Consider the following 26,506-nt stretch of genomic DNA (forward strand, 5'->3'; position numbering starts at 1 on the left):
TAAATTATTGTTTAATAATAATTATTATGTCGTATAAGTACAAGTAAAAACCTTCCTACTTCTGATACAATGGGTTAAATAAAATCCAATTGGTGATATATGAAGTATGAAGTATTTTTACCAGATATCAAACTCAGCAGCATAATTAAGTGCTATGTTGTTATATATGATTTTACTTTACTCTCTGATATGCTTTTTTTGCCAAATGGCGGGAACTTTATAGTTTTTAACAGAGGTATTACCGGCTACTCACTTCTTAATAATAAAAAATATCAGATTCCGGAAGGGTATTCTGCAAGTATAAAAACGGCTAAGTCCCAAAAAAGCATTTTGGACTTAGAAAGCATTCCGCAGGTTGAACCTGCTGTTATGATACTCGCTGAACTTCTGCCAATAGGTTTCTATAAGTTATTTAAAAAAGATGCTGCTTCTCTTTATAACCACTATCTTCCTCTTGAAACCACAGTGATCAATAAATACTTTTCCAAACTCTATATGCATAAAAGTATGGAGCAGGATATTTGTTATCTGGATGATGCTTTTTTGCAAATGTATAATGACCAAAATAATTCTAGAGAATTTATAGAGGATATTTTGGAGAGAATTGAAGAGTATAATTATGAAGTGACTGTAGAAGAGTTGGCACAGGAGTTTGCCTGCAGCCGGCGTACTATAGAGCGTCAGTTTAAAAAATTCATTGGTCTTTCTCCCAAAAAATTTATTTTTGTCTGTAAGTTTTATCAGATCTTTATGGAATATATTTCTGATGGAAAGAAATTCAATGACACCCAGTACATATATAACGACAATGCACATTTAAACAAAGTCTTTCATAATATAGTCGGCCTGTCTCCCAGTCAGACTTTTGAAGATATAAATAAAAAACACACACTCAATGTATATCAGTTAAAAGTTTCAGAAGTCTGATCAATGATTAAAAAACAATTTTAATGCCTACAGGACAGTGGTCTGAACCTTCTATATAATCCAAAATAAAAGCATCTTCAAGATTTTCCGCCAAATCTTCAGATATGAAAAAATAATCAATGCGCCAGCCGACATTTTTTACTCTTGCATTGGAACGGTAGGACCACCAGCTGTATGCGTCTGTTTTGTCTCCATGGACATATCTGAATGTATCTATATATCCATGATCTAAAAATTTGTCTATCCATTCTCTTTCTATTGGGAGAAAACCGGATGTCTTGGCATTTGCTTTCGGATTTTTCAAATCTATTTCACGGTGTGCGGTATTTACATCTCCACATACAATAATACTTTTTCCCTCATCTTTGAGCTTTTCACAATAGGCTAAAAAATCATCATAAAATTTCATCTTATAGGCAAGACGCTCTTCATCCTTCTGACCGTTTGGAAAATAAACATTAAAAAGAACGATATCTCCATAATGTGTCTCAATGATACGTCCTTCATGCTTTGTATCAATGTCATTACATGGTGAGGTATAATCACTCTTTAGCATACTAAAAGTGGCTGTTCCGCTGTACCCTTTTCGTTCTCCGGAATTAATGACAACTTCTGTGAACTCTTTTTCAAACAGATTGTCTGGAATTTGCTCTTTTTGTGCTTTTATCTCTTGCAGGCATAAAATATCTGTGCTTCTTTCATCTATCCATTTAAGCGCTTCTTTGTTAGCTACAGCACGTATTCCGTTAACATTCCATGATATTATTTCTATTGAATCTGACATATAAGACCTGTACTTTTTTTTCAAAATTATAGCACAAGTCTGAGAGTACAATAGAAAAAAGTTGATGTAAATCAATCTGACAAGAATACTCTAATGTTATAATATTTTTTTATAAAAGTAAAAGGGATTAAAATGTTAATAGAATCAAAAGATGTACAACAGGTATCAAATGCAATGATGAATATTTTGCATGAAGAAGAGATAGAAATAATTAATAATTTTCACGATGCGGTACTTGCCAAAGATATTAAAAAAATAGATGAACTTTTTCAGGTTGTTTTGTTTGATGTTGAGGACCACTTCACAACAGAAGAAGATATGATGGAAGAGAGTAACTTTTATGCAATGCAAATGCATAAGAGCGAACATGACACAATGAGAGGAAAAATAAAAGATTTGTTAGAAGAGTGGAATGAAAACAAAGACCCTCAGGCAATACAGACTTTTTTGGAAGAGGAATTCAAACACTGGATTGTTTTACATGTAGCACGATGGGATTCTGAGACTGCAATGCATATCGGTGATACAATGTAATGTAAATTTCCTAAACCAAGCAGTTTAGGAAATTTTTTTAAACAAAGTCTACTTTTGCCAAGTGATGGTTGAGGCCAAGTTCAGCCGGAGTACAACCAAGTGCAAGTCCAACCATTTGCTGCATATGCAGTACAGGAAGTTCTACTTCACGACCGATCGCCTCACTTGCATGTGCAGTCTGCGTATCAAGTTTAAGGTGACAAAGCGGACATGGTGTTACCATCCAGTCGGCATTGCCATCCATCGCACCGGCAATAGCATTTCCTGTTAAAACTGCTGCAGTATGGGGTGCCTGCAATTCAACATGAAAACCACAGCATTTGTTTTTTTCATCATAATCGACAGTCTCCCCGCCACAGGCAATGATTAAGTCATCAAGTGAAGTAGGATTATAAGGGTTTTCAGCAGTTTTATGTGTTTCGTTTTGCAATTCTGAAGGGCGGATATTATGGCAACCGTAAAATGGTGCAATATTAAACTGACTTAGCGGTGTAACAACCATCTCTTTGAGTTTATCAAGTCCAAAATCATCAATAATTGCATATAAAAAGTGTGTAACATCAGAAGTACCTTTATACTCGAGACCTACTTCTGCAAGTTTTTCATTGACTTTTGCTTTGAGCTCTTCGTTGTTGTCAAGTCTGTGCTTTGTCATTGCAGTATTGAGCTGACAGGTATTACAGATAGTAACCATTGTAAGCCCGTGTTTTTCAGCATAGGCAATGTTTCTGGCATTTAAAACCAAAGATAAAAAGTCATCATAGTCTTGAAGATGGGATGCGCCACAACATGAAGCCTCAGTCAGTTCCACAAGTTCTATTCCCAGTTTTTCAGCAACTGCCATAGTTGACATCATTTGTTCAGGAGTACTTTGTTTTGCAGTACATCCTGTAAAAAGTGCGTATTTTAGTTTTTCCATTTATATTTCCTTACATTCTCACATTTATTGAACAAAGTCCAATAAATATTCAATCACTAAAGTTTTTTACTATTAGTAAAAAAGTAGCTTTTAGCTACACTCCTAAAACTTTACAGTTGATGAAGATTTTACAAGTTTTTGAATCTCATCAAGATTTTGGGATTTTGTGATACCCCACGGCGGAACAATTTTACCTTTTGTAAACATTTTAAATGCAACAGGTATATGTTTAACAATTGCCGGACCTTCAGAGTAGAGGACAAGTCCACCCTCATCAAGTACACCGTTTTTCATAATTGACTTTTTAAAGCCGACGGCATGACGAACTGCAACATTGTTTTTGGCAATACCTTCCTGGAAAGCCATTTGGTGCAGTTTTGTAATTTTACCAATAGGATTAATCTCTTTTGGACAGGCTTCGGCACATTCAAAACATTTTACACAGTCCCAGACACCCTGTTTTTCTTCATTGACATCTGCGAGTCTTGATGTTGAGTTGTCCCGTACATCGGCACTGAAGCGATATGCTGCTGCAAAAGCGGCAGGACCGAAGAAATCTTCATTGATTTCAACGGCAGGACAGGCATAATGACAGGCACCGCATTGGATACAAAGATCTGCTTCGTCAAGTTTTTCGGCATCTTCAGGTGATACAAGGTTTTCAGACTCCGGATTTTCATCAATATCTGCAACAAGGTATGGTGTGACAGCAGCGTGTTTTTCCCAGAAGTCACCTTTGTCTATAATCATGTCTTTGACAGCTCTTTTTTTACTCAACGGTTCAATAACAAGCTCATTGCCAAAAAGTTCTACCATATCATTCATGCTCTCTTTACAGGCAAGGGTCGATCTTCCGTTTACTTTTATGGCACAGGTTCCGCAGATACCGTGACGGCAGCTTCTTCTGTATGAAAAACTTCCGTCATGATCCCATTTTATTCTGTTTAGTATATCCAATACAACTTCTTCAGAAGTCACTTCCATATCGTAATTTTCATAATATGGAAGGTAGTCTTCATCAGCATTAAAGCGAAATACTTTGAAGTTTACTTTTTGCGTAGTTATTTTATGTTCTGTACTCATAAGTTATCCTTAGTAATTTCTTTCTTTGAGTTCATGTTTGCCAAGAACAACATCCATATAATCCAATGTAATGTTCCCATTCTCATCCATATATGCCATAGTGTGTTTTAGAAAGTTTTCATCATCACGTTTTTCAAAATCTTCTCTGTAGTGTGCACCGCGACTCTCTTCTCTGGCAATAGCACTCTCAACAATAAACAAAGAGTAGTCAAGCATATGCCCAAACTCCAAAGCTTCCTGCAGTTCGGTGTTAAATACTTTTGATTTGTCTTTTATACGTACATTTTTAAATCTTTTACGAAGTTCTTTTACTGTGTCAATTGCGATTTGCAAAGTCTCTTTGCTTCTAAATGCACCTGCATTTGCAGTCATACACTGTTGCAGCTCTTCTCTTAGGGCAGGCACGCTTTCATTTCCGTTATTATTGAGTAAAAATTCAATTTCTTTGAGTGCTGTCGCCGCATCCTCTTCACTTGCTTTGCGAAGTTCAATAGTATCTACATCCCGTACCATTGTTTTACCGACAAAACGACCAAAGAGAAGGGCTTCAAGCACAGAATTTGCACCCAGGCGGTTTGCACCGTGTACTGATACACAAGAGCACTCACCTGCGGCATAAAAACCTTCTATAAATTCTTCATTGTTTTTACGGGCATGTCCGTCAATATCTACAGGAATACCACCCATAGAGTAGTGTGCCGTAGCAGAAATCAAAATAGGCTCTTTTATCATATCAAGGCCTAAAAATGTCATCGCAAGTTCACGAAGTTCAGGAAGTTTATTCATAATAAGTTCTTTCCCAAGATGTGTTACGTCAAGATATACAGCATCTTTTCTCGGTCCGACACCACGGCCTTCTCTGATCTCATTTAAAATTGCACGCGCAACAACATCACGTGATGCAAGTTCAAGAGCGTTTGGAGCATATTTCTCCATAAATCGTTCGCCTTTGGAGTTATAAAGACGGCCACCCTCACCACGAGCTGCTTCAGAAATTAAAACACCGTTTCCGGAAAGTCCTGATGGGTGAAACTGAACAAATTCCATATCTTCAAGAGGAAGACCGTGACGGGCTACAATTGAGAGTCCGTCACCTGTATTTGCATGGGCATTTGAGTTGATTTTATAGGCACGGGCATACCCGCCTGTTGCAAACATGACAGTTTTTGCATTAAAAACAGCCATTTGCATATCACGAATATTATAGGCAACGACACCTGATACTTTGCCGTCTTTATAGATGATATCAGCTGCATACCATTCATCCCAAAATTTTACACCGACACGATACGCCTGTTCATATACTGTTTGTAAAAGTGTTAACCCTGTTCTGTCTTTTGCAAAACATGCACGAGGTGATGATTGTCCTCCAAAAGGGCGCTGTGCAATTTTACCGTCAGGTTTTCTGCTAAAAGCAGCACCCATTCTCTCTGCCCATCTGATTGTTTCAGGTGCATTTTTACACATAAATTCTACGGCGTCCTGGTCTGCCAGATAGTCAGATCCTTTTACAGTGTCAAATTCATGAAGTTCAACACTGTCTTCATCACTAAATGCTGCGTTGATTCCACCTTGAGCTGCACCGGAGTGACTTCTCAAAGGATGTACCTTTGTTATAACAGCAACTTTTTTTCCTGCATTTTGCAATTCTCTTGCTGCTGCACATCCTGCAAGGCCTGCACCAACTATAATCGCATCGTAAGTATAAATAGGAATACTCATTAACCCATCCTTCAATAAAGAACTAAAATAATGCTGATTATAGCGTGAATAGTCTTAGGCTAGGTTAAATGCAGTATTTGTTTTTGTGAAGTTTGTGTTTGTTACTATTTGAGACATGTGACTCTTTACATCTCTCTTTGGGCTAAGTCTCTTAGTTGGAAAATTCTATTGTTTCCTGTTGTTTTTGCATATTCTAAAATTTCCTTTGCCTGTTTTATTGCCTCTTCAAGTGAAGTGTTGTTCGGTTTGATGACAAATCCGCCTGTTACAGTTATATGTATAGGACCGTGACCAGGTGCATTAAATTTGAGTTCAGAAATACTCTCTCGTATTATTTCCATATCTTTGAAAAGCTGTTCTTTCGATGAGCGTGAAAGAACGACTGTAAATTGATTGTAGTCTGTTCTCGCGATGACATCTATGGGTTGCTCATGCAAAGAAACAGTGTAAGCAACTTTACGCAGTATTGCCTGTGTGACTTCCTGGGTAAAGGCTCTGTTGGATTTTGAAAAATTATCCACCTCAAGAACAGTAACAGCTGTAAAGTTGCTGTCTTTGAGTCCTTTTTTTGCTCCATAAGAGTTTACAAGACCTTTGTAGTTGTTTATTTCTGTTACAGGATCAAGCATGCTGGGGTTGTTCTGAACAACAGTTTTTCTGTTCATCCTCAGTGCAATAGCGTCAGCCTCGAGTGAAAAAATTTCATAATTGCTTTTAGTTTTATCAACCTGAAACAGGTACTCAATATCCTGTAAAATGGCCGTCAGCATTTTTCTGTACCAAAATGTTGCAAATAAAATAAGAAAGAAAGTGATAATTACCAGGATTTTTATAATATCAAATTTTTGCTGATTATAGGTTAGACTTTTAAACAGCATAGTATCTATCTGCTGTATTATTTCATTCAGTGATCTGTCTAATTCTGCTTTTGCTTCTTTTGCAAGTTTTTTATTTTTTGATCCGACATAATATTTATGTGCCGCATTGTTAAATTTGTCAGTTAGTACAGAAAGTCTTTGTAAGTCATCAAAATACTCTTTCTCATTTCTCAGTATATATCTGTCTGTAATGTTGTATTTATAAAGCATTTTCAGTTTGTCGATTTCTTGATGCAGCTGTGTGCTTTTTCCGTTAAACTGTATAAGTGCCAGTTCTATATCGTCCGTATCCAAGTGTGTGAGTGTTTGAATAATCTTTTTTTGATTGTTCAAATTATTGACTTTATCAAAAGAGAGTTGTTCTTCAAATGTAAGCAAAACAGCCAAAGACGCCAAAAAGAAGATAAAAAGCAGATAAAATTTTAAGTGTTCAAAAATTCTTTTAATAGAATATTTCATAGTATGTTTTTCCTAATAATGTTATAATGGCGTTATATTCTATATCGGCAGTAATTAATATATGCTTAATAAAAAGAAGTCTTATTGAATTTAGAAAATTATTTTATATCACAATTTAACAGTAAACACATTGGTGACGACGGTGCATTGATTGACAATATTGTCTATTCCAAAGATGCATTTTTTGAAAACGTGCATTTTAAACGCAGCTGGATGAGTTGTTTCCAAATTGCCCAAAAAGCAATGCTTGTAAATATTTCTGATGCGGTTGCAATGAATGCTGTGCCGAAATATGCACTGTTAAGTGTTGCAATGCCAAAGAATATGACAAAAGCAGAAATGAAAGATTTGGCTGACGGATTTAAATCAGTCGCAAAGCAGTACAATATAGAAATTATCGGCGGTGATACAATCAGTAATACAAAGCTTGATATCACTGTAACCGTTATTTCCAAAACAAAAAAGCCACTCTTGCGCACCAGAGTCAGAGAAAATTATCTTTTTGCTTTTACCGGGGAGCTTGGGCGCTCGGCAAAAGATTTGAAAAAACTGCAAAACCTGGGGAAAATCCACAGAAAATCAAAATTTGTTCATATCAGATTAAGAAATGATTTTGTCACCAAAAGTATAAATGTTTTAAAAGCGGGTATGGATATATCGGATGGTTTATGCAGTGATTTGGGTAAAATTGCATCACTGAACAAAACAGGCGTGCAGTTTATAAAAAAAATACCTAAGCATATTGCATGTAGCGGGGAAGAGTATGAAATGCTGATTGCTTTTGATGCAAGGGATCTCAAAAAAGTCAAAATGTATGCCAGACAAACCAGAACAAAACTGACAGTTTTTGCAAAAGCTGTAAGAAACAAATATACAAACAGATGTAAAGCACATCATTTTTAAGGAACAGAGAAATATGGACAGATTTTATTCACTTGCACATGCAAGTATTGATTTTCACTTTAAACAGACTCCCCGTGATTTTGTAGTTGAGGAGATACCTTTATATGAATTTTCGGGAGAAGGGGAGCATTTAATACTGCAGGTAAGAAAGAAGAACCTCTCTACAAACGAAATGATAGGACAAATTGCCCGTTATCTGGGTATAAAAAACAAAGAAATAGGCTATGCCGGGCTTAAGGATAAAAATGCGATGACAGTGCAGTATATCTCTTTGCATAAAAAATATGAAGAAGCGCTGGAAAATTTTAATTTTGACGGAATAAAAATTCTTTCAAAAACCTATCATAACAACAAGTTGAGAATAGGGCATCTAAAAGGTAATCGTTTTTATATTAAGCTGAAAAAGGTCAATCCTACAAGTGCTGAAAAAATTGATGAAGCATTAAAAAATATAGAAAAATTCGGGTTGCCGAATTTTTTCGGGTATCAAAGATTCGGAAATGACGGAGATAACCATATTCTGGGAGAAAAGTTGGCAAAAGGAGAGGCAAGAGAGCGTAATCCCAGAGTCAAACGTCTCCTTATCAATGCCTATCAGAGTCATCTGTTTAATCTTTGGCTCTCAAGAAGACTTGAGATCAATACGCTTGTGAACAGTTTTAAGGCTGAAGAGATCGAGAGTTTGTTAAACATGCCAAACGAAGAAGTCAAAAAGATGAAAGATCAGAAGCATCCTTTTAAACTTATCAGCGGTGATGTTATGGAACACTATCCGCATGGAAGACTTTTTGACTTTGAAGGCGCAAAAGAAGATTTAGAAAGATTTAATGCACGCGACATCTCTGTTACAGGACTTTTGTGCGGGAAAAAAGTACGCCATGCCACAGAAATTGCAGGAGACATTGAAAAAGACTATGATGATGAAATCAATGCTGACGGAGCCAGGCGCTATGCCTGGGTCTTTCCAACGGAGATAGAAGGGCGTTTCAACAAACACGAAGCACAGTATGAAATGAACTTCACACTCCCTAAAGGTTCGTATGCCACAGTTTTAATAGAAGAAATTGCCAAAAGGAAAATAAATGAATAAGAGACATATCACATCAGCCGTATCCCAGCTGTTCGGTAAATTTGCAAATAAAGAATTTCCGCACTGGTTTCAAAAAATTGTAAACTATTCCTATGTAAAACTGATGGGACTCGATATGAGTGAATTCCATGACCCGGGTACCTATAAGAGTCTGAACGCGCTCTTTACAAGAAGACTCAAAGAGCCAAGAAAATTTTCTTTGAATGCAGAAGATTTTATTGCACCCTGTGATTCTTTGATTACGGAGTGCGGCAGACTTATTGACGATTATGCTTTACAAATCAAAGGCATGCGCTATAAAACTGATAATTTGCTTGGAAAAAATTTTACACAGGCAGAAAAAGATTATGTGCATAACGGAGAATTTGTAAATTTTTATCTTTCTCCAAAAGACTATCATCGGTATCATATTCCGATGAATCTGCAGGTACTTAAAGCTGTACACATTCCGGGAAAATTTTATCCTGTTAATATCCCTTCGTTGAAAAAACGTTTGAATCTTTTTATAGAAAATGAGAGAGTTGTGCTGCTGTGTAAGACACAAGAAGGAAAATATTTTTACATTATCCTTGTGAGTGCATTGAATGTCGGCGTTATGAAAATAAGTTTTGAGACGCGTATACAGACAAATGCAGATGTACAAGAGGAACAGGTGTATGAGTTTGAAAACCTTTATCTTGACAAAGGTGAAGATTTTGGCTGTTTTGAAATGGGCTCTACCATTGTCATATTGGCCGAAGAAGATATGCTAAAACTTTTAGTCAAAGAAAATGACAAAGTAAAGTTTGGAGATACAATAGCAAAATATAACTCCAAATAATATTTTTTATTTATGTTACAAATATACTCATGTATATCAATGTCTTTTGCTTTTCTTAAATTCTTGATTTAAATCAATCATTTATAATTTTTTCAATGCTATTATAAAAACGTTAGTAAATATGTTGAGAACATTGTAAAGTGTTTAACTACTTTTAAAAATAGTGAGGAGAAAATATGTCACTTTCAAGAAGAGAATTTCTTAAAAGTTCAGCGGCAGCTTCTGCAGCAGCAGCTATTGGTATGACTGTACCAGCAGAACTGAATGCAGCAGCAGCGAAAGCTGAAAATAATTGGAGATGGGACAAGGCAGCTTGTCGTTTTTGTGGTACCGGGTGCGGGATTATGCTTGCAACTACGGGAGATGGTAAAGATAGAAAAATTGTTGCGGTCAAAGGGGATCCTGCTGCGCCGGTTAATCGTGGTCTTAACTGTATTAAAGGTTACTTTAATGCGAAAATCATGTATGGTGCGGACAGACTGACACAGCCGCTTCTTCGTGTAAATGACAAAGGCGAATTTGACAAAAAAGGGAAATTCGCACCGGTTTCATGGAAACGAGCGTATGATGAGATGGAAAAAAACATCAGAAAAGCACTCAAAGAGAAAGGACCTGAAGGGGTAGCTGTATTTGCTTCTGGACAGTATACAATTATGGAAGGATATGCTGCCCAAAAAATGATGAAAGGCGGATTCAGATCCAATGCGATTGACCCGAATGCCCGTCACTGTATGGCATCTGCTGTTGTCGGTTTTTACCAGACATTCGGTATAGATGAGCCATCAGGTTGTTATGATGATATTGAATTGACAGATACAATCGTAACCTGGGGTTCAAACATGGCGGAAATGCACCCGATTTTATGGTCTCGTGTAACAGACAGAAAACTTTCAGACCCTGAACGTGTAAAAGTGGTCAATATTCAGACCTATACACACCGTACCTGCGATTTGGGTGACTTTAACATTATTTTTAGACCAAACACTGACCTTGCATTATGGAACTATCTTGCTCGTGAGATTGTGTACAACCATCCAGAAGCCATTGACTGGGATTTCATCAAGAAAAATATTATCTTTGCAGCAGGTCCTGTAAATATCGGATACGGTTTCAGACGTGCAGGTGAAAAATCTGTTACTCCGGTAAGACCTGACGGCAGTGCCGGAAAATATGATGCAAAAGAGATGGAAATTTATAATAAAGAGATGAGTAAGGTTGTCTCAGAGTTAGAAGGTCCTGCGTTAGAGCCATATGGTTACAAAGCCGGTGATACTATGAAAAACACTGCCGGTACTTTAAAACACTGGGAAATTTCTTTTGAAGAGTATAAAAAATCTTTAGAACCATATACATTGGAGTATACGGCAAAACTTTGTAAAGGTGATCCTGAAGAATCACTTGACAGCTTTAAGAAAAAGTTGCAGGATTTGGCAGCGCTTTACATTGAAAAAGACAGAAAAGTTGTCAGTTTCTGGACAATGGGTATGAATCAACATACACGTGGAACATGGGACAATACACTTTCATACAATGTTCACTTTATGTTAAACAAACAGGCACGTCCTGGCTCTGGAGCATTCTCATTAACTGGACAGCCTTCGGCTTGTGGTACTGCTCGTGAAGTCGGTACGTTTGCACACAGACTGCCTGCAGATATGATGGTAAAAAATCCAAAGCACAGAGCTATTACAGAAAAAGGCTGGCATATTCCTGCTGGAACACTGAATCCTGTCGGAAATCAGCATATTATGAAAATTCACAGAGATATTGAAGACGGTGTTGTAAAATTTGCATGGGTGAATGTGTGTAATGCATATCAAGACAGTGCCAATGCAAAACACTGGATTAAAGCGGCTCGTGAGATGGATAACTTCATCGTAACATCAGACGGGTATCCGGGTATATCTGCAATGGTATCTGATTTGATTTTGCCGTCTGCTATGATTTATGAAAAATGGGGTGCATACGGAAATGCAGAACGCCGTTCACAGCACTGGAGACAACAGGTTCTTCCTGTAGGTGATGCGATGAGTGACACCTGGCAGTGGGTAGAGCTTTCAAAAAGATTTACGGTAGATGATCTGTGGGGACCTTATACACTGAGAAACGGTAAAAAACTTCCTGATGTAAGAGAAAAAGCCTATGCAATGGGGTATAAACCAGATACGACTATGTATGAAATTCTATATGCAAATGAAAGAGCGAAGAAAAACTATCCGTTGGCATTGGATCAGTTTCCTCAAAAAGGGTATGACAACTCAGAATGTCTCGGTGATGCAAGAAATGTTGTCGGAAGTGACGGTAAAGTTTTCAAAGGCTACGGCTTTATGATTCACCAGTACCTTTGGGAAGAGTATGCATCATTTGGTAGAGGTCACGGGCATGACCTGGCAGACTTTGTTACCTACCATAAAGTTCGTGGTCTTAAATGGCCAGTTGTTAATGGCAAAGAGACTGCATGGAGATTTAATGTAAAATTTGATCCGTATGCGGCAAAACATGCAAAAGAAAACGGAAGAGGCAGTGAATTTGCATTCTACGGTCCACTTGCCAAAGCATTACCACACGGTAATTTAACAGGTGTACAAGACAAAAAGAAAAAACCGTTAACAGACAAAGCAAAAATCTTTGCCCGTCCGTATATGGATCCGCCGGAAATGCCGGATGAAAATTATGATTTATGGTTGTGTACAGGACGTGTGCTTGAGCACTGGCACTCTGGAACAATGACGATGCGTGTGCCTGAGTTGTACCGTGCTGTTCCTGAAGCGCTTGTCTATATGAATCCTAAAGCTGCTGAGGAAAGAGGACTCAAAGACAATGATTTATGCTGGGTTGAATCTCGTCGTGGTAGAGTAAGAGCTCGTGTTGAGACGCGTGGACGTAACAGACCGCCAAAACCTTTGGTATTTGTTCCATGGTTTGATGAGCGTGTGTTTATCAATAAAGTAACATTGGATCAAACCTGTCCTATGTCAAAACAGACAGACTTTAAAAAATGTGCTGTAAAAATTTATAAAGCATAGACAATAAAGAATTTACAATGAAAAAAGAAGCACTCAGCGACAGAAGAAAATTTATCTTAAATATGGCCAGAGGTGTTGGCTATGCTGCGATTGGCGGATTTTTATGGAGCGCGTATCTTGATGATGCGAAAGCTTCGCCGCTGATACTGCGTCCGCCTGCGGCTATAAAGGAAGAAGATTTTCTCAAAACCTGTATCAAATGCGGATTATGTGTTGAAGCATGCCCGTATGATACATTGATGCTGGCTAAACCCGGTGATCACAGACCTATAGGGACACCATACTTTATTCCAAGGGATATTCCCTGCTATATGTGTGAAGATATTCCTTGTGTTCCTGTCTGTCCGAGCGGTGCGCTGGATGAGTCGAGTGTAACTGTAAACGGTCATCTTGATATTAATACAGCAGATATGGGATTGGCAGTCATTGATGAAAACAGCTGTATCGCTTTTTGGGGAATTCAATGTGATGCATGTTATCGAGCTTGTCCTATCTTAGGACAAGCCATAACGGTAGAATATTCTAAAAATGAAAGAACCGGCAAACACGCATTTTTAAAACCTGTGGTGCATGCAGATGCCTGTACAGGCTGCGGAATGTGTGAACATGCCTGTGTGACAGAAAAACCGGCTATCTTTATACTGCCTCGTGAAGTGGCAATGGGGAAAGCCGGCAGTCACTACATCAAAGGCTGGGATAAAAAAGATGAGTCAAGACTAAAAGATGCTCATGCGATTCATACTACAACAAATGTAAGTAAAAGAAAAGCGGTTGACAAGCTTAATAGTGGTTTGGAAGGTTTGTTGGATGAATAAAATATGGAATAACTACAGATATCTTGTACTCAGGAGATTTGTGCAAATCGGCATGCTGGTTCTGTTCTTTGGTGCAAATGCCTGGGGATGGAAGATACTTGAAGGAAACCTCAGTTCATCTTTGCTCTTTGGTATTATTCCGATGAGTGATCCGTATGCTACTGTGCAGATGATTGCAGCAGGTGCTGTAGTTGCTACTGATTTACTTATAGGTGTTGCTGTTGTAACACTGTTTTATTTTTTTATAGGCGGCAGAGCATTTTGCTCCTGGGTATGTCCTGTAAATATGGTTACAGACAGTGCTGATTATTTAAGAAGGGTGTTTGATATTGACAGAGCACAAAAAATGAAGCAGCCAATTAAAAGAAATGCAAGATACTGGATTTTAGGGTTAAGCCTGATAGTTTCTGCTTTTATGGGTATAGCGGCTTTTGAGTTTGTGTCTCCGATTTCAATGATGCACAGAGGTCTTGTCTTTGGCATGGGCTTTGGCTGGGCAGCTGTTGCTATGATCTTTCTTTTTGATTTGCTGGTATTGAAAAACGGTTGGTGTGGTCATGTATGTCCACTCGGTGGATTTTATTCACTTTTAGGAAAGTTTAGTTTTATTAGAGTGCATCATCTGGAAGAAAACTGTACACTTTGTATGAAATGTAAAGTAGTTTGTCCTGAAAAACAAGTACTTCACATGATAGGCAAAGAATCACTTCCTGTACTCTCAGGAGAGTGTACAAACTGTGCCAGATGTATAGAAGTATGTGATGATGATGCTTTAAGATTCTCAATAAGAGATTTTATTCAAAATAAAAAAATGGGAGAGTAAAATGAAAATTTTAACAAAGATTACGATCGGTTTTGCAACTGCAGCTTTATTACTCGTTGGATGTAATAACAATGCACAGGTAAAACCTCAGGAAAAAACACAGGTAAAACCTATAATAGATGAAAGTCATTTGGGATACAGAGGGACAACTGATCTTTTAAAAGAAGATGTTGTTCCGCCTAAAGTAGAATATCATTCGGCTGCACCGGGAACTTCAAAGAAGTTTAAGCGAGCGTATCAGGATGCTCCGCCGATGATTCCGCATGATACAACTGGAATGTTGCCGATTACAAAAGACAATAATCAGTGTTTGATGTGTCATATGCCGGATATAGCACCATCTATGGGCGCTACACCAATTCCTGTTTCACATTTCACAAACTTTAGACCGCATACGTCTGTCAAAGGTGATGAAATTTTGAAAAACGGAAAAGTTATTAAAAATACTTCTTCTGAAACACAGGCAAATGTATCTATAAAAGTTGACAAAGATGAAAAGCATCTGTATGCAGGAAGATTTAACTGTACACAGTGTCATGCACCTCAAGCAACAAATATGCTTGTTGATCAAAACAGATTCAAACCTGTGTATACAGATCCAAACGGTGCTTCCAAATCATCTTGGGATCAATCCAAGTGGATGAAAAATATTGATACTGCAAAGTAAATAAACAAATGGAAAGAAGAGAGCTTTTTAGCTTTCTCTCTTCCTCTGTAAAAGAGGCAGCAGAGAAAAATAAAAATGAAACAGTCATTATACGTCCACCGTATTTTAATGATGCTGATGCTTTTGTTACAGAGTGTCAAAACTGTGAAGCGCAGTGCGCTACTTTGTGTCAAGAGCAGATTATTATTATCGGAGAGGACAGAACACCTTACTTGGATTTTAGCAAAAGAGGCTGTACATATTGTGATGAGTGTGCAACAGCCTGTCCCAGTGATGTTCTTCTGGTTGAAAACAAAAGGAAAATTTTTGCTGATATTGTGATAAATCAGGATAAATGTTTGAGTTGGCAGGGTGTTATGTGTTTTTCATGTAAAGACCCCTGTCTGGAAGATGCCATAGATTTTAAGGCAATGTTTATGCCTGAAATCAATGGCAAATGCACAAGTTGCGGTTTTTGTATCAGCAGATGCCCGGCGGATGCTATTGATATTGAGAAGGTAAGTGAATGAAATATCTTGTTTTTCTACTAATGGTCATTTCAGGCATACATGCAAAAGGTTTAATACAGCCGGAGTATATTTATAAGGTTTCATCAGGACTTGTAACAGATGTTTTATATAAGAAACAAAAACTCTATTGTGCTACTGATGACGGAAAAATAGAAATTTTTAATACAAAAAGCAAAAAAAATATACAGGCAATCAAGTTAGACAAAATTAAAGATTTTATGGGAGATGCAATAGATTCTAAAATATTTTCTATTGATCTGATTAATGGCTCTTTGTTGATACTTTCTCAAGATAACGGAGGATACAGCAGAGTTCATATTTACAATTCTTCAGCTTTACATGTAATCATTTCAGGAGATGACAGACTCAACATTATCAAAGCAAAATTTATAGACAAAGAGAATATATTGATTGCATTAATTAGTAATGACATTATCTCTTATAATATTAAATCAAAAAAGAAAAACTGGACAACACAGGCTTCTATGTCCAAGTTTTCCAATTTTGCACTTAATAATGACAAAACATTAGTGGCTATTGCGGATGAAAGTGGAGATGTGCATCTTATTTCCACCAAGGAGGGCAAGCATGTAAAAACACTTCATGGAGACAATGTCGACAATATTTTCAGCATTGATTTTAAAGGTGAAGTGGTTTTAACAGGAGGACAGGACAGACGTGTAGGAGTGTATAATCTGAAAAACGGCGATGCCTACTATAAGATGTCACACTTTTTTGTATATGGAGTAGGACTCAGCCCAAGCGGGAAAACAGCTGCATACAGCAGTGATATAAACAACGATGTAGAACTTTTTGATACAACGACAAGAGAGGTTTTGGGAAAATACAAAGCTGATAAAATGATTGTCAACAGTATCTATTTTATCAACGAAAAAGAGTTTTTTATAAACAGCAGTTCGCCTAGAGTAGGGTATTATAAAATCAAATAAGGAGTAGTGGATGATGGAGTTTACACAAAGTGAATTTTTAGTTGAAACTGAAGTTCCCCAAGATGAATTAATCATTTCAAGAACAGATTTATCAGGGAGAATTACCTATGCGAATGAAACATTTTGTGAAATAAGCGGATATTCTCAAAATGAAATCATCGGTAAACCCCACAGTATCGTGAGGCATCCTGATATGCCGGATGCAACATTTGAAGATTTGTGGAATACTATAAAAGCCGGAAAACAATGGAAAGGCGTAGTAAAAAATCTCAGAAAAGATAGAGGTTTTTATTGGGTTGAGGCTCTTGTTTCGGGTGTCTATAAAAAAGGCGAGCTGGTTGAATACAAATCACTCAGAAGTCCCGTTTCTTATGCAACAAAGTTAAAATATCAAAGATTATATGATAAAATGAGAAGTGAAAAGAACGAAAGAATAAGAAAAATAATTTACAGTTAAATTGTAGTTGCACTAGTGCAATGAGCTTCCTGTTGAAGGAAACATAGCGTTAGCGTAGATGACAGAATTACTTCTGGCATCGTAATAAAAGGATGAAGGAGATTTCCTTCATTTTATAAAATAAAATTAAGGAAAAGATAATATGAATGTTTCAAGTATAGTGGTACAGACAGTACCGAAGTTTTTAGATGAAGTGGTGCAGAGTTTAAAAGAGTGTGAGGTTTGTGATTATCATTTACATGATGAAAAAGGCCGTATTATCATTACTATAGAAGGTAAAGATGTCAGTGAAGAGCTTGGAAAACTGAAAGTGATAGAGGCCATTCCTCATGTAATTGCGGCTGATATGCAGATGGCATATTCAGAAGATGAACTCGATGCAAATATAAAAGTGATTAATGAATCAGATGCCGTGCCAAATCTACTCAAAGATGAAAATGTTGAGATTGACAGAGTCGTGTACCATGGGGATTTAAAGAAAAAAGATTCTCAGTTGCAAGAGTTTGCAAAAAGCCTGAGTAATCCTGACGGAGTTGAGTAATGGCAGTTATTTTTACAGCTACTATCAAACTGGATGATGCCGAAAAATGGTTTATAGAACTTAAAGATGAAGCAGACGGTAGAAGTGAAATTTGCTTTGATATGGATGAGTTTGAAAAAAACATTGAAAAACTCGGTGATGACTATGGTGGATACATTGATGAAGTGAAATGGCAAAAAGATGACAATGTGCCTCCTTTTGTTATGGATGAAATCAGAGTTCTTATGGCAGAACACCGTGCAAAGATAGAAGAAGAGAGAGGGGAACCGATTACACCTGTTGCTCAGGAAAACAAGGAGTAAATCTAAAAACTTGATTTATATCAAGAATTACATAAGTTATATAAGTTATAATTTATGTGAATTTAAAAAAGGAAGAGAAATGAAAAAATTACTACTTTCAATGGCAGCATTGCCATTAGTAATCGGTGGATTAAGTGTAAGTGCAAGTGCAGACGGGATTAATATTTTAGACAATATTAAACTAAAAGGCCAAATTCGTCCTCGTTATGAGAGTGTTGATGACGGAAAAGCAACAACAGCAAATGCGAGTGCATATACTGTACGTACAAAATTAACAGCAACAGCGAATCTCCTTGGTGTAGATGGTCTTTCTGCAAGTATTGGTATGATTTCTGTAAATAATTTAGGCTCGCATGAGTACAACTGGAATGGAACATCTTATACAGACGGAACAAAACCATATTCAGTGGTGATGGACCCTCAACAGGCAATGATTTCAAATGCTGAAATTAATTACAGTGTTGATAAAACAACAGTACATGTAGGGCGCAGTCAAATAAATCTTGACAACCAAAGATTTATCGGCACAGTCGGCTGGAGACAGTTCGAACGTTCTTATGATACAGTTTTTGTTGCAAATAATTCTATTAAGAATCTTTCAGTATTAGTTGCGTGGGTTTATGGTTTTCAGGGTGTAATCGCCGGACCGACTGCTGATACGAACAGTGTGCTCGTACATGCTGCATATAAAGTAATGCCGGAACTGAAAGTAACTGCATATGACTATATGATAGCCGGTGCACATGATACTTACGGTATTGCATTGACAGGAAAAGTAAAGACAGGTATGGCAAAACTCAGCTACCGTGCTGAATATGCTTTACAAAAAGATTCTACTATGGAAATCCATAACAGTAACGGAAAAGCAGATGCTTCTTACTATAATTTGGATTTGGGTGCAAATGTAAACGGTATTCTAGCCGGTGTTAATTATGAGTTTTTAAGTGGTACTACCGGAACAGACGGAAAAACAAACTTTAACCCTATGCTGGGAACAAATCATAAATTTAACGGTTGGGCGGATGTTTTTTATGTAGGAAACAGCGGACCACTCGGTGGTTTAAAAGACTTTAATGTCCGTTTAGGCTATACTGCAAAAGGTCTTGGCAAGTTGCTTGCAGTCTATCACACATTTACAGCGGATAAAACGATGGGTGGGCTCGATGACTTAGGTTCTGAGTTTGATGCAGTATATACAAATAAAATTCCTGGAGTAAATAACTTAACAGGTCTTTTAAAGTATGCTGACTATTCAAAAGGTACAGTTGCAGGATACACAAACGACATTCAAAAAATCTGGGTTGGTTTAGACTATAAATTTGCTACAAAATAAAAAGTAAATTTCATATTAACTCTAAGCGTTAAGTTTTTTAGAAACCAGGTTTCAGTCTAGTCTTTATAGGCACAAAGCCCGCACTAAAGTACGGGTTCCGAAAAAACTGATTAGGTTTTTCGGAACCTAGACTTTAGTCATAAGTATCTACACAAATATTTTTGACTATCAAAGTTCTTGTTTTTGGGCTTTAAAGGAAGTTATGACTTCAGTTTCATGATTAGAAATAGTATAATTTAAAGATATTTTTTAAATTTTTATATAGAAAAGAATAAAAACTAAAAAATTATACTATATATATTACTATTTCTAGCGGCAGTACTAAAGTGAATATCTCCTATAAATGCCTAAATAACAGGCTTTTAGATAAAATATATTTGTGTAGATACTTATGACTTTAGTCTAGGCTGATTTGTTTAAAAGTTTATATATTCCTTACATCACACATTAAATCTGAAGTGCATAATATCACCGTCTTGAACAATATACTCTTTTCCTTCCAATCTCATTTTTCCGGCTTCTTTGGCTTTTGCTTCACCGCCGCAGGCTATAAAATCTTCATAGGCAATCACTTCGGCACGGATGAAACCTTTTTCAAAGTCGTTATGGATGGCTGCAGCTGCTTTTGGAGCAGTTGAATTTTTTCTGATTGTCCAGGAACGTACCTCTTTGACTCCTGCTGTAAAGTAGCTCATAAGACCGAGTTTGTCAAAGCCTTTATGTATGATTTGTTCAAGTCCAGATTCTTCTACACCCAAATCTGTTAAAAATTCCTGTGCTTCCTCATCTTCAAGACCTATAAGCTCTTCTTCGACTTTTGCACAAAGCTTGATAAGTTCACAGTTGTTCTTTTGCGCATGTTCACGAAGCGCTTTTACGTATTCGTTGTCTTCTAACAATCCGTCTTCGTCTGTATTTGCACCGTACATAATCTCTTTGTCGGTTAAAAAACGCACTTCACGGTTAAGCTGGCGATACTCATCAGAGTCGGCTTTTTCAAAGTTGCGTGCTAAATTCCCTTCACCCAGAAACTCTAAAAGCTCTTCCGCCATTTCTAAAACAGTTTTTGCACTTTTATCAGCTTTTGCCTGCTTTTTAAGTCTCTCGATTCGATTTGCAAGCACTTCAATATCAGCCAAAATCAATTCACCTTCGATGATTTCAACGTCACGCAGAGGATCAATGCTTCCTTCATTATGTACAATATTTTCATCTTCAAAACATCTGACAATCTGTAAAATCACTTCTGTCTCGCGTATGTTTGAAAGAAATTTGTTTCCAAGACCTTCGCCTTTGCTGGCACCTTTTACAAGCCCTGCGATGTCAACAAAATCAATAGTAGAATATTGAATTCTCTCAGGGTTGACTATTTTTGCAAGTTCATGCAGTCTTTTGTCAGGAACAGGCACAACAGCCTTGTTTGGCTCTATTGTACAAAATGGGTAGTTGGCTGCCTCCGCGTTTTGTGCCTTTGTTAGTGCATTAAAAGTTGTTGATTTACCGACGTTTGGAAGTCCGACTAAGCCTATTGCTAATCCCATGATAACCCTTTAGAAATATTTTTTGAAATTATATCTAAGTAAATTTAAAATTAAGAGTGGTACAATAGGTTAAAAGTTAAAGGATGAATAAATGAGTGTACTTTTAGAATTTTCAATGTTTCCGACATCTGATAACTGTCGAGATGGCAGTTCCGTATCAAAACAGGTGGCTAAGATAGTAGACGCTATAGATAAAAGCGGCGTAGCATACCAACTCACCCCGATGGGAACAGTTGTAGAAACAAAGACAATGCGTGAGGCTTTAGACATCATTGAACTTGCGTATGAGCAGGTAAGCGATTGTGACAGAGTCTATTCTTCACTAAAATTTGATATACGTAAAAACACGAAAAACAGACTGACTTCAAAGATTAAGTCCATAGAAACACAACTAAAGAGAGAAGTCCAAAAATAATGGACTTCCAGCTTTAACCTAATGTTTCTCTGACAATTTTTACAGCTTCTACCATATTTTGCAAAGAGGGCTTCACTTCTTCCCATTTACGTGTTTTAAGTCCACAGTCAGGATTTATCCATAACTGCTCTTTTGGAAGTACCTCTAAGAGAGAATGAATCTGTGTGACAATCTCTTCTACAGATGGAATTCTTGGCGAATGAATATCATAAACACCTGGACCTACTTCCTGTTTATAGCCGACTTTTGCAAAAATTTTCAGCAGTTCATTTCCGCTTCTCGCCGTTTCTATTGAGATAACGTCCGCATCCATAGCTTCTATGGTTGCAATAATGTCATTAAATTCACTGTAGCACATATGTGTATGAATCTGTGTCTCTTGTTTTGCACAGCTTACCGAAAGCTTGAAGTCTCTTACAGCCCAATCTTCATACTCTTGCACTTTTGCTTTTCGCAAAGGATATCCCTCTTTAAATGCAGCTTCGTCAACCTGAATTATTTGTATACCGGCTTTTTGCAAATCATCTACTTCGTCACTGATTCCAAGTGCAATTTGTTTACTGACTTCACTACGCTCCATATCATCCCGCACAAATGACCAGTTTAAAATCGTGACAGGGCCTGTGAGCATACCTTTCATTATTTTTTTTGTTTTGCTCTGTGCATAGGTGATCCACTCTACTGTCATTGGTTTTGGACGGGATATATCACCATAAATAAAAGGCGGTTTCACACAGCGGCTTCCATAGCTCTGCACCCAGCCGTTTTGGGAAAAGCCATAACCCTGAAGCTGTTCTCCAAAGTATTCAACCATATCATTGCGCTCTGGTTCACCATGGACCAAAATTTCAAGTCCGCACTCTTCTTGGAAAGCTACACAGTCATCTATATATTTTTTCATCTCATTTTCATAGCTTTTTTCATCCAAATTGCCATTTTTATATTCCCGTCTGGCATGTCTTATTTCAGGTGTTTGCGGAAATGAACCGATAGTTGTTGTAGCAAGTGGCAAATATTGCAGTTTTTCTTTTTGAAGTTTTATTCTCTGTTCGTATTTTCCATCACGTTCATATTTGTCAATATTGTTGATTCTCTCTTGTACTTTTTCATCATGAATCAGTTTTGAAGTTCTTCTGGAAATGTTTGCTTCTTGGTTTTCTTTTAAAAACTGAAGCTCATTTGCATCTAATGCTTCTTGAGAGTGAAAAAATATTTTACTGATAAGCGCAATTTCATCAAGTTTTTCAATACCGTAACTTAGCCAATTTTTTATTTCAGGATTCATTTTCTCTTCATATTTCAGGCTAAAGGGTACATGCAGCAAAGAGCATGAAGAAGAAACCAGGATATTATTTTTGTTTACATGTAAAGCGATGCTATTAAGCAGATTGACACTCTTCTCAATATCGTTTTTCCAAATGTTTCTTCCGTCAACTACGCCTGCAATAAGCATTTTGTCAGATTTGGCAATGAGTTCAAGTGAATCAAAGTTTTCTTTGCCATATAAAAAATCAAGTCCAAGAGCCCAAACAGGAGTATGCAAAAGAATTTTTGTTGCTTCGCATGAGTGTTCAAAATATGTTACAACTGCAATTTTTATATTTTTAGAAACATTGGCAAGTTTGTCATAGGTCGGTTTTATAAGGCTCAGCACTGTTGTCTCAAGATCTTTTACAAATATAGGTTCATCAATTTGCAAAGTAACACTCTCATCAAGTTTGGCTATTTCTTGAAGAAGATCTTCATATACAGCCAAAATTTTAGAATACAATTCATAAGTATCACCACCGTCTGCTCTTTTTGAAAGCCCTAAAAATGTCAATGGTCCTATGATGTTAATTTTACATGTAAACCCCTGTTTTTTTGCTTCTTTATATTCTGATATGATTTTATCGGCATTTAATTCGTACTCATCTTCAAGTGATAATTCAGGAACGATGTAGTGGTAGTTTGTATTAAACCATTTTGTCATCTCCATCGCTAGGGCATCTTTGTTGCCTCTTGCCATTGCAAAATAGCGTTCTTCCCCCTGCAGATGTGTAAAGCGCTTTGGCACAGCATTTAATGTGACTGCCATATCAAGCATGTTGTCATAAAAGGAAAAATCATTTGTGCTGATATATTCTATACCTGCATTTTTTTGATAGTTCCAGTGTCTTTGCTTCAATGTTTTTGCTACTTTTTCAACTTCACTAAAGCTGCTTTTTTTTGCCCAATAGCTCTCAAGGGCAAATTTCAGTTCTCTTTGTTCTCCGATTCTTGGAAATCCTACTACATACGTATTTTTTGACATAACAATATCCTTTGATTTAAGTCATTTCTGACAATATTTGTATTTGTTTTTATAAAGTTTTTTGATTAAATGATTAGGATATTGAAAGGGGAGGGTGAATACCGCTGCGGCGAAATGCAAAACATACCGTATAAAACGGGCATCTCGGAATATAGTGGTTGAGTAAAACCATCAATTTTGATTTAATGGTAAAGAAGAGATGGCAATGACACGGTTTTGAGCTGTGAAACAATGCTAATGCAGTTGCAAGAAACAGTTCTTTTAGTGACATTCTCTCTCCTTTTTTAAAGTATACCGGAATTATAGCATATTTATTTTATACTTTTTAAAAACTCACTCATAAAACGGACACCTGCACCGGTTCCGCCATATACATTGACATCCCAGGGACTTTCAGTATAAGCGCTTCCGGCTATGTCAAAGTGCAGCCATTTGTCTTTGTTTTCTTCTTTGATGAAGTTGTCTAAAAAAAGTCCGGCTGTAATAGCTCCGCCATAAGGCTTGTTTGAAATATTACAGATATCGGCTATTTCACTTTTGAGCTGTTTTTTCAAATACTTGTTAAACGGCAGGGAAGCTGTCAACTCTCCGGCTCTGCCTGAAGCTTTGGAAATGTCATGTCTGAGTCTGTTGGAATGCCCCATAACACCTGTTGTATACTGTCCAAGAGCTACCATACAGGCACCCGTAAGCGTTGCAAAATCAAACAGATAATCTGCTTGAACTTTTTCCTGTGCGTAATCAAGCACATCCGCAAGCACCAGGCGACCCTCTGCATCTGTGTTTCTCACTTCTATCGTATCGCCTTTGCGAGAAGTTAAAACATCATCAGGTTTGTAGGCATTTCCGCCTATCATATTTTCAACGGCACCGACAAAAGCGTGTACTTCAATATTGAGTTTTAATTCACTGACTGCCTTAATGATACCCAGCACTGCACAGGCTCCGGCTTTGTCCATTTTCATTGTTACCATTGAGGTTGCAGGTTTCAGACTGAGTCCGCCACTGTCATAGGTCAGACCCTTTCCGACAAGAGATATAATTTTCTTCGGATTTTTTGGTTTGTATGCCAGGTGAATCAGTTTTGTATCATGACACGAAGCGCGACCGACTGCAAGCATTGCCTCACATCTTTCTTTTTTGAGTTCTTTATGTCCTAAAACAGTGCATTCAAGAGAATTTTCACGTGCCAGTTTCTTTGCCAGTTTTGCAAAAGAAGGCGGATTCAAATCATCAGGAGCAATATTTACTATATCACGCGTATAACAGGTTGCATCAGCAATTATTACAGCTTCTTCAAAAGCATCTTTTAGCTCTGCTATATCTTTACATGTAAGGTAAATATTTTTAAGTTTTTGTTTCTCATTTTTTGTTTTGTATTTGTTAAACTCATATCCGCCAAGGACCAAACCTTCTACAACAGCTTTTATATTGCTTTTTTCTACTGCAATGCTCGCAGATTTATAGTTTGATGTTTTTAAAGATTTTATTGCTGTAGCTGCCGCACTGCGAATATTGTCAGCACTGCTCTCTTCAATGCCGCACACAAGTATGTTCTTTTCGTACAAAGAGCACAGAGTATCTTGTTTGGCTTTGAAACCTGACTTGTTAAGCAGTTTATAGTATCTGTGTGTGTCCAGATTTTGAGGCATGACAAATTCTACACTCACATTGTTTTTTGCATTATATGCTTTTTCGGTAATTAGTTTTATATTCATAGTGTTCCATTTTGTAAATTTATTTTTCTATATCATAGCAAAATATTAGCCAATAAAGAATAAAATATTAATTTTATGATAGTATACACATATGATAAAAAAACAAATTTTAATACTAGAAGTGAATCAGCACAATTTTGATGTTTTAAATTCATTATTAAAAAAACATGAGTTTACATGTAAGGCAGTGCTGAATTTAAATGAATTTAATATTGTAAAAAAAAATATAGATGAATATAATCTTATTTTGGTAAATACAAGTATTAATTATCTGGACTTAACTCAAACAATATTTGAAAGTAATTTTGACGGTTCTGTGAAAATTCCGACTGTTTTTATAGACAGTGCAGAACTATACAGCGAAGAGAAGCTTGATAAATGTTTCAAAGCCGGTGGATGTGATTATATAAAAAAACCTTTTGCCTCTTTGGAAATAATTGACAGAGTATCTTATCATTGTGAAGTATTTACAAAACTTCAGGAATATAGATTAAGAATGGATAAACTTGCTAATCTTGCAACCGTTGATCAACTTTCAAAATTAACATCAAAAATGCAAATGCAAGTTATTCTAAAATATCAAATAGACTATTATAACCGTTATCAAACAGATACTACTATAGTCTATTTTTCTCTTATTAATATTAATAAAATTATTGGTATGTTTGGTTTGTATCATGGAGAAAAACTTATATTACTTTTTGCAAAAGAATTGAAAAAGTTAATTCGTAAATCAGATGTGTTGGCAAGATGGGAAGGCTCAGATTTTATTCTTATATTGACAAATACCAGTGAAAAATTATCTGAAGTGTTTATTAAAAAAATGAGTGCAGCACTTTCTCGAGCAGAATCAATTGAAAAATCAAATCTTGAAATTGCATTTGGAATTACCAGTTTTATGGAAAATGATGAGATGAAAAATGTGATAGAAAGAGCCAAGTATGCTCTTTATGAAGCAAAACAACAAAGATATGGAAAAATCTTTATTGCCTAGTTT

26 protein-coding genes are annotated in these 26,506 nt (G+C 36.7%); 17 read left to right on the plus strand and 9 right to left on the minus strand.

The window, feature by feature from the left end:
* Positions 1–99: 99 nt before the first annotated feature.
* Entirely contained in the window at positions 100–927 is an 828-nt protein-coding gene (locus tag MLC35_RS05660; RefSeq protein WP_434638277.1) for a helix-turn-helix domain-containing protein, read from the plus strand.
* A gap of 7 nt (positions 928–934) precedes the next feature.
* On the opposite strand, the gene MLC35_RS05665 is transcribed toward MLC35_RS05660, so the two are convergent.
* Positions 935–1,711, minus strand: a complete 777-nt coding sequence (locus tag MLC35_RS05665; protein ID WP_151900406.1) for an exodeoxyribonuclease III — start codon at positions 1,709–1,711, stop codon at positions 935–937.
* A 132-nt stretch (positions 1,712–1,843) separates the two neighbouring features.
* Here MLC35_RS05665 and MLC35_RS05670 point away from each other — a divergent pair, with 132 nt between their 5' ends.
* The gene (locus tag MLC35_RS05670) at positions 1,844–2,245 is read left to right on the plus strand and encodes a hemerythrin family protein (RefSeq protein ID WP_151900405.1); all 402 of its coding nucleotides are present in this window, start codon (positions 1,844–1,846) and stop codon (positions 2,243–2,245) included.
* A gap of 37 nt (positions 2,246–2,282) precedes the next feature.
* Here MLC35_RS05670 and MLC35_RS05675 read toward each other — a convergent pair whose 3' ends face one another.
* The 4 genes from MLC35_RS05675 to MLC35_RS05690 all read right to left on the minus strand — a co-directional run bounded on the left by MLC35_RS05675 (position 2,283) and on the right by MLC35_RS05690 (position 7,306).
* Positions 2,283–3,164, minus strand: a complete 882-nt coding sequence (locus MLC35_RS05675; protein ID WP_151900404.1) for a CoB--CoM heterodisulfide reductase iron-sulfur subunit B family protein — start codon at positions 3,162–3,164, stop codon at positions 2,283–2,285.
* A 102-nt stretch (positions 3,165–3,266) separates the two neighbouring features.
* Complete coding sequence (locus tag MLC35_RS05680; RefSeq protein ID WP_151900403.1) at positions 3,267–4,247, minus strand: succinate dehydrogenase/fumarate reductase iron-sulfur subunit; 981 nt, start codon at positions 4,245–4,247, stop codon at positions 3,267–3,269.
* Between the two features lie 9 nt (positions 4,248–4,256).
* The gene (gene sdhA, locus MLC35_RS05685) at positions 4,257–5,969 is read right to left on the minus strand and encodes a succinate dehydrogenase flavoprotein subunit (protein ID WP_418641369.1); all 1,713 of its coding nucleotides are present in this window, start codon (positions 5,967–5,969) and stop codon (positions 4,257–4,259) included.
* Between the two features lie 125 nt (positions 5,970–6,094).
* A complete protein-coding gene (locus MLC35_RS05690; RefSeq protein WP_434638280.1) occupies positions 6,095–7,306 on the minus strand; it encodes a GGDEF domain-containing protein in 1,212 nt (403 codons plus the stop codon).
* An 84-nt stretch (positions 7,307–7,390) separates the two neighbouring features.
* Between MLC35_RS05690 and MLC35_RS05695 the strand changes: the two genes are divergently transcribed.
* From MLC35_RS05695 to MLC35_RS05755, 13 genes are all read left to right on the plus strand, one after another.
* Positions 7,391–8,209, plus strand: coding sequence for a thiamine-phosphate kinase (locus tag MLC35_RS05695; RefSeq protein ID WP_418641371.1), 819 nt, complete (start codon positions 7,391–7,393; stop codon positions 8,207–8,209).
* A gap of 13 nt (positions 8,210–8,222) precedes the next feature.
* The gene (gene truD / locus MLC35_RS05700) at positions 8,223–9,299 is read left to right on the plus strand and encodes a tRNA pseudouridine(13) synthase TruD (RefSeq protein WP_418641372.1); all 1,077 of its coding nucleotides are present in this window, start codon (positions 8,223–8,225) and stop codon (positions 9,297–9,299) included.
* Positions 9,292–10,119, plus strand: a complete 828-nt coding sequence (locus MLC35_RS05705; protein ID WP_151900398.1) for a phosphatidylserine decarboxylase — start codon at positions 9,292–9,294, stop codon at positions 10,117–10,119. Before truD ends, MLC35_RS05705 begins: the two co-directional genes overlap by 8 nt.
* A gap of 176 nt (positions 10,120–10,295) precedes the next feature.
* A complete protein-coding gene (gene napA, locus MLC35_RS05710) occupies positions 10,296–13,145 on the plus strand; it encodes a nitrate reductase catalytic subunit NapA (RefSeq protein WP_418641373.1) in 2,850 nt (949 codons plus the stop codon).
* 17 nt (positions 13,146–13,162) lie between these two features.
* The gene (gene napG, locus MLC35_RS05715; RefSeq protein WP_151900396.1) at positions 13,163–13,960 is read left to right on the plus strand and encodes a ferredoxin-type protein NapG; all 798 of its coding nucleotides are present in this window, start codon (positions 13,163–13,165) and stop codon (positions 13,958–13,960) included.
* On the plus strand, positions 13,953–14,783 hold the full coding sequence (gene napH, locus MLC35_RS05720; protein WP_434638282.1) for a quinol dehydrogenase ferredoxin subunit NapH: 831 nt from the start codon (positions 13,953–13,955) through the stop codon (positions 14,781–14,783). Before napG ends, napH begins: the two co-directional genes overlap by 8 nt.
* A 1-nt stretch (position 14,784) precedes the next feature.
* Positions 14,785–15,450, plus strand: coding sequence for a nitrate reductase cytochrome c-type subunit (locus MLC35_RS05725; RefSeq protein WP_434638284.1), 666 nt, complete (start codon positions 14,785–14,787; stop codon positions 15,448–15,450).
* 8 nt (positions 15,451–15,458) lie between these two features.
* On the plus strand, positions 15,459–15,959 hold the full coding sequence (locus MLC35_RS05730) for a ferredoxin-type protein NapF (protein WP_151900393.1): 501 nt from the start codon (positions 15,459–15,461) through the stop codon (positions 15,957–15,959).
* A complete protein-coding gene (locus MLC35_RS05735; protein ID WP_346388721.1) occupies positions 15,956–16,909 on the plus strand; it encodes a WD40 repeat domain-containing protein in 954 nt (317 codons plus the stop codon). The genes MLC35_RS05730 and MLC35_RS05735 overlap by 4 nt, the downstream gene beginning before the upstream one ends.
* A 13-nt stretch (positions 16,910–16,922) precedes the next feature.
* Positions 16,923–17,366: a PAS domain-containing protein gene (locus tag MLC35_RS05740; protein ID WP_151901521.1), complete on the plus strand. Its 444-nt coding sequence runs from the start codon at positions 16,923–16,925 to the stop codon at positions 17,364–17,366.
* Positions 17,367–17,508: 142 nt separating this feature from the next.
* Complete coding sequence (locus tag MLC35_RS05745; RefSeq protein WP_151900391.1) at positions 17,509–17,907, plus strand: chaperone NapD; 399 nt, start codon at positions 17,509–17,511, stop codon at positions 17,905–17,907.
* Positions 17,907–18,209, plus strand: a complete 303-nt coding sequence (locus MLC35_RS05750) for a hypothetical protein (RefSeq protein WP_434638286.1) — start codon at positions 17,907–17,909, stop codon at positions 18,207–18,209. Before MLC35_RS05745 ends, MLC35_RS05750 begins: the two co-directional genes overlap by 1 nt.
* A gap of 79 nt (positions 18,210–18,288) precedes the next feature.
* The gene (locus MLC35_RS05755) at positions 18,289–19,542 is read left to right on the plus strand and encodes a hypothetical protein (protein ID WP_434638288.1); all 1,254 of its coding nucleotides are present in this window, start codon (positions 18,289–18,291) and stop codon (positions 19,540–19,542) included.
* A 440-nt stretch (positions 19,543–19,982) separates the two neighbouring features.
* On the opposite strand, the gene ychF is transcribed toward MLC35_RS05755, so the two are convergent.
* Entirely contained in the window at positions 19,983–21,083 is a 1,101-nt protein-coding gene (gene ychF / locus MLC35_RS05760; RefSeq protein ID WP_346388723.1) for a redox-regulated ATPase YchF, read from the minus strand.
* Positions 21,084–21,174: 91 nt separating this feature from the next.
* Between ychF and MLC35_RS05765 the strand changes: the two genes are divergently transcribed.
* On the plus strand, positions 21,175–21,498 hold the full coding sequence (locus MLC35_RS05765; protein WP_434638290.1) for an MTH1187 family thiamine-binding protein: 324 nt from the start codon (positions 21,175–21,177) through the stop codon (positions 21,496–21,498).
* Positions 21,499–21,511: 13 nt separating this feature from the next.
* Here the strand turns inward: MLC35_RS05765 and metE are convergent, their stop codons facing one another.
* The 3 genes from metE to MLC35_RS05780 form a co-directional block, all read right to left on the minus strand.
* Positions 21,512–23,791: a 5-methyltetrahydropteroyltriglutamate--homocysteine S-methyltransferase gene (gene metE, locus MLC35_RS05770; RefSeq protein WP_434638292.1), complete on the minus strand. Its 2,280-nt coding sequence runs from the start codon at positions 23,789–23,791 to the stop codon at positions 21,512–21,514.
* 73 nt (positions 23,792–23,864) lie between these two features.
* Positions 23,865–24,062 carry a hypothetical protein gene (locus MLC35_RS05775; protein ID WP_151900385.1) on the minus strand — a complete coding sequence of 66 codons (198 nt, stop codon included), beginning with the start codon at positions 24,060–24,062 and terminating at the stop codon, positions 23,865–23,867.
* Between the two features lie 40 nt (positions 24,063–24,102).
* On the minus strand, positions 24,103–25,509 hold the full coding sequence (locus MLC35_RS05780; RefSeq protein ID WP_434638294.1) for a leucyl aminopeptidase: 1,407 nt from the start codon (positions 25,507–25,509) through the stop codon (positions 24,103–24,105).
* Between the two features lie 91 nt (positions 25,510–25,600).
* Between MLC35_RS05780 and MLC35_RS05785 the strand changes: the two genes are divergently transcribed.
* Positions 25,601–26,503, plus strand: a complete 903-nt coding sequence (locus tag MLC35_RS05785) for a diguanylate cyclase domain-containing protein (protein WP_434636116.1) — start codon at positions 25,601–25,603, stop codon at positions 26,501–26,503.
* The last annotated feature ends 3 nt before the right edge of the window (positions 26,504–26,506 follow it).

It is taken from the genome of Sulfurimonas sp. NW7 (assembly GCF_051132265.1).
GTDB classification, from domain to species: Bacteria; Campylobacterota; Campylobacteria; order Campylobacterales; family Sulfurimonadaceae; genus Sulfurimonas; species Sulfurimonas hydrogeniphila.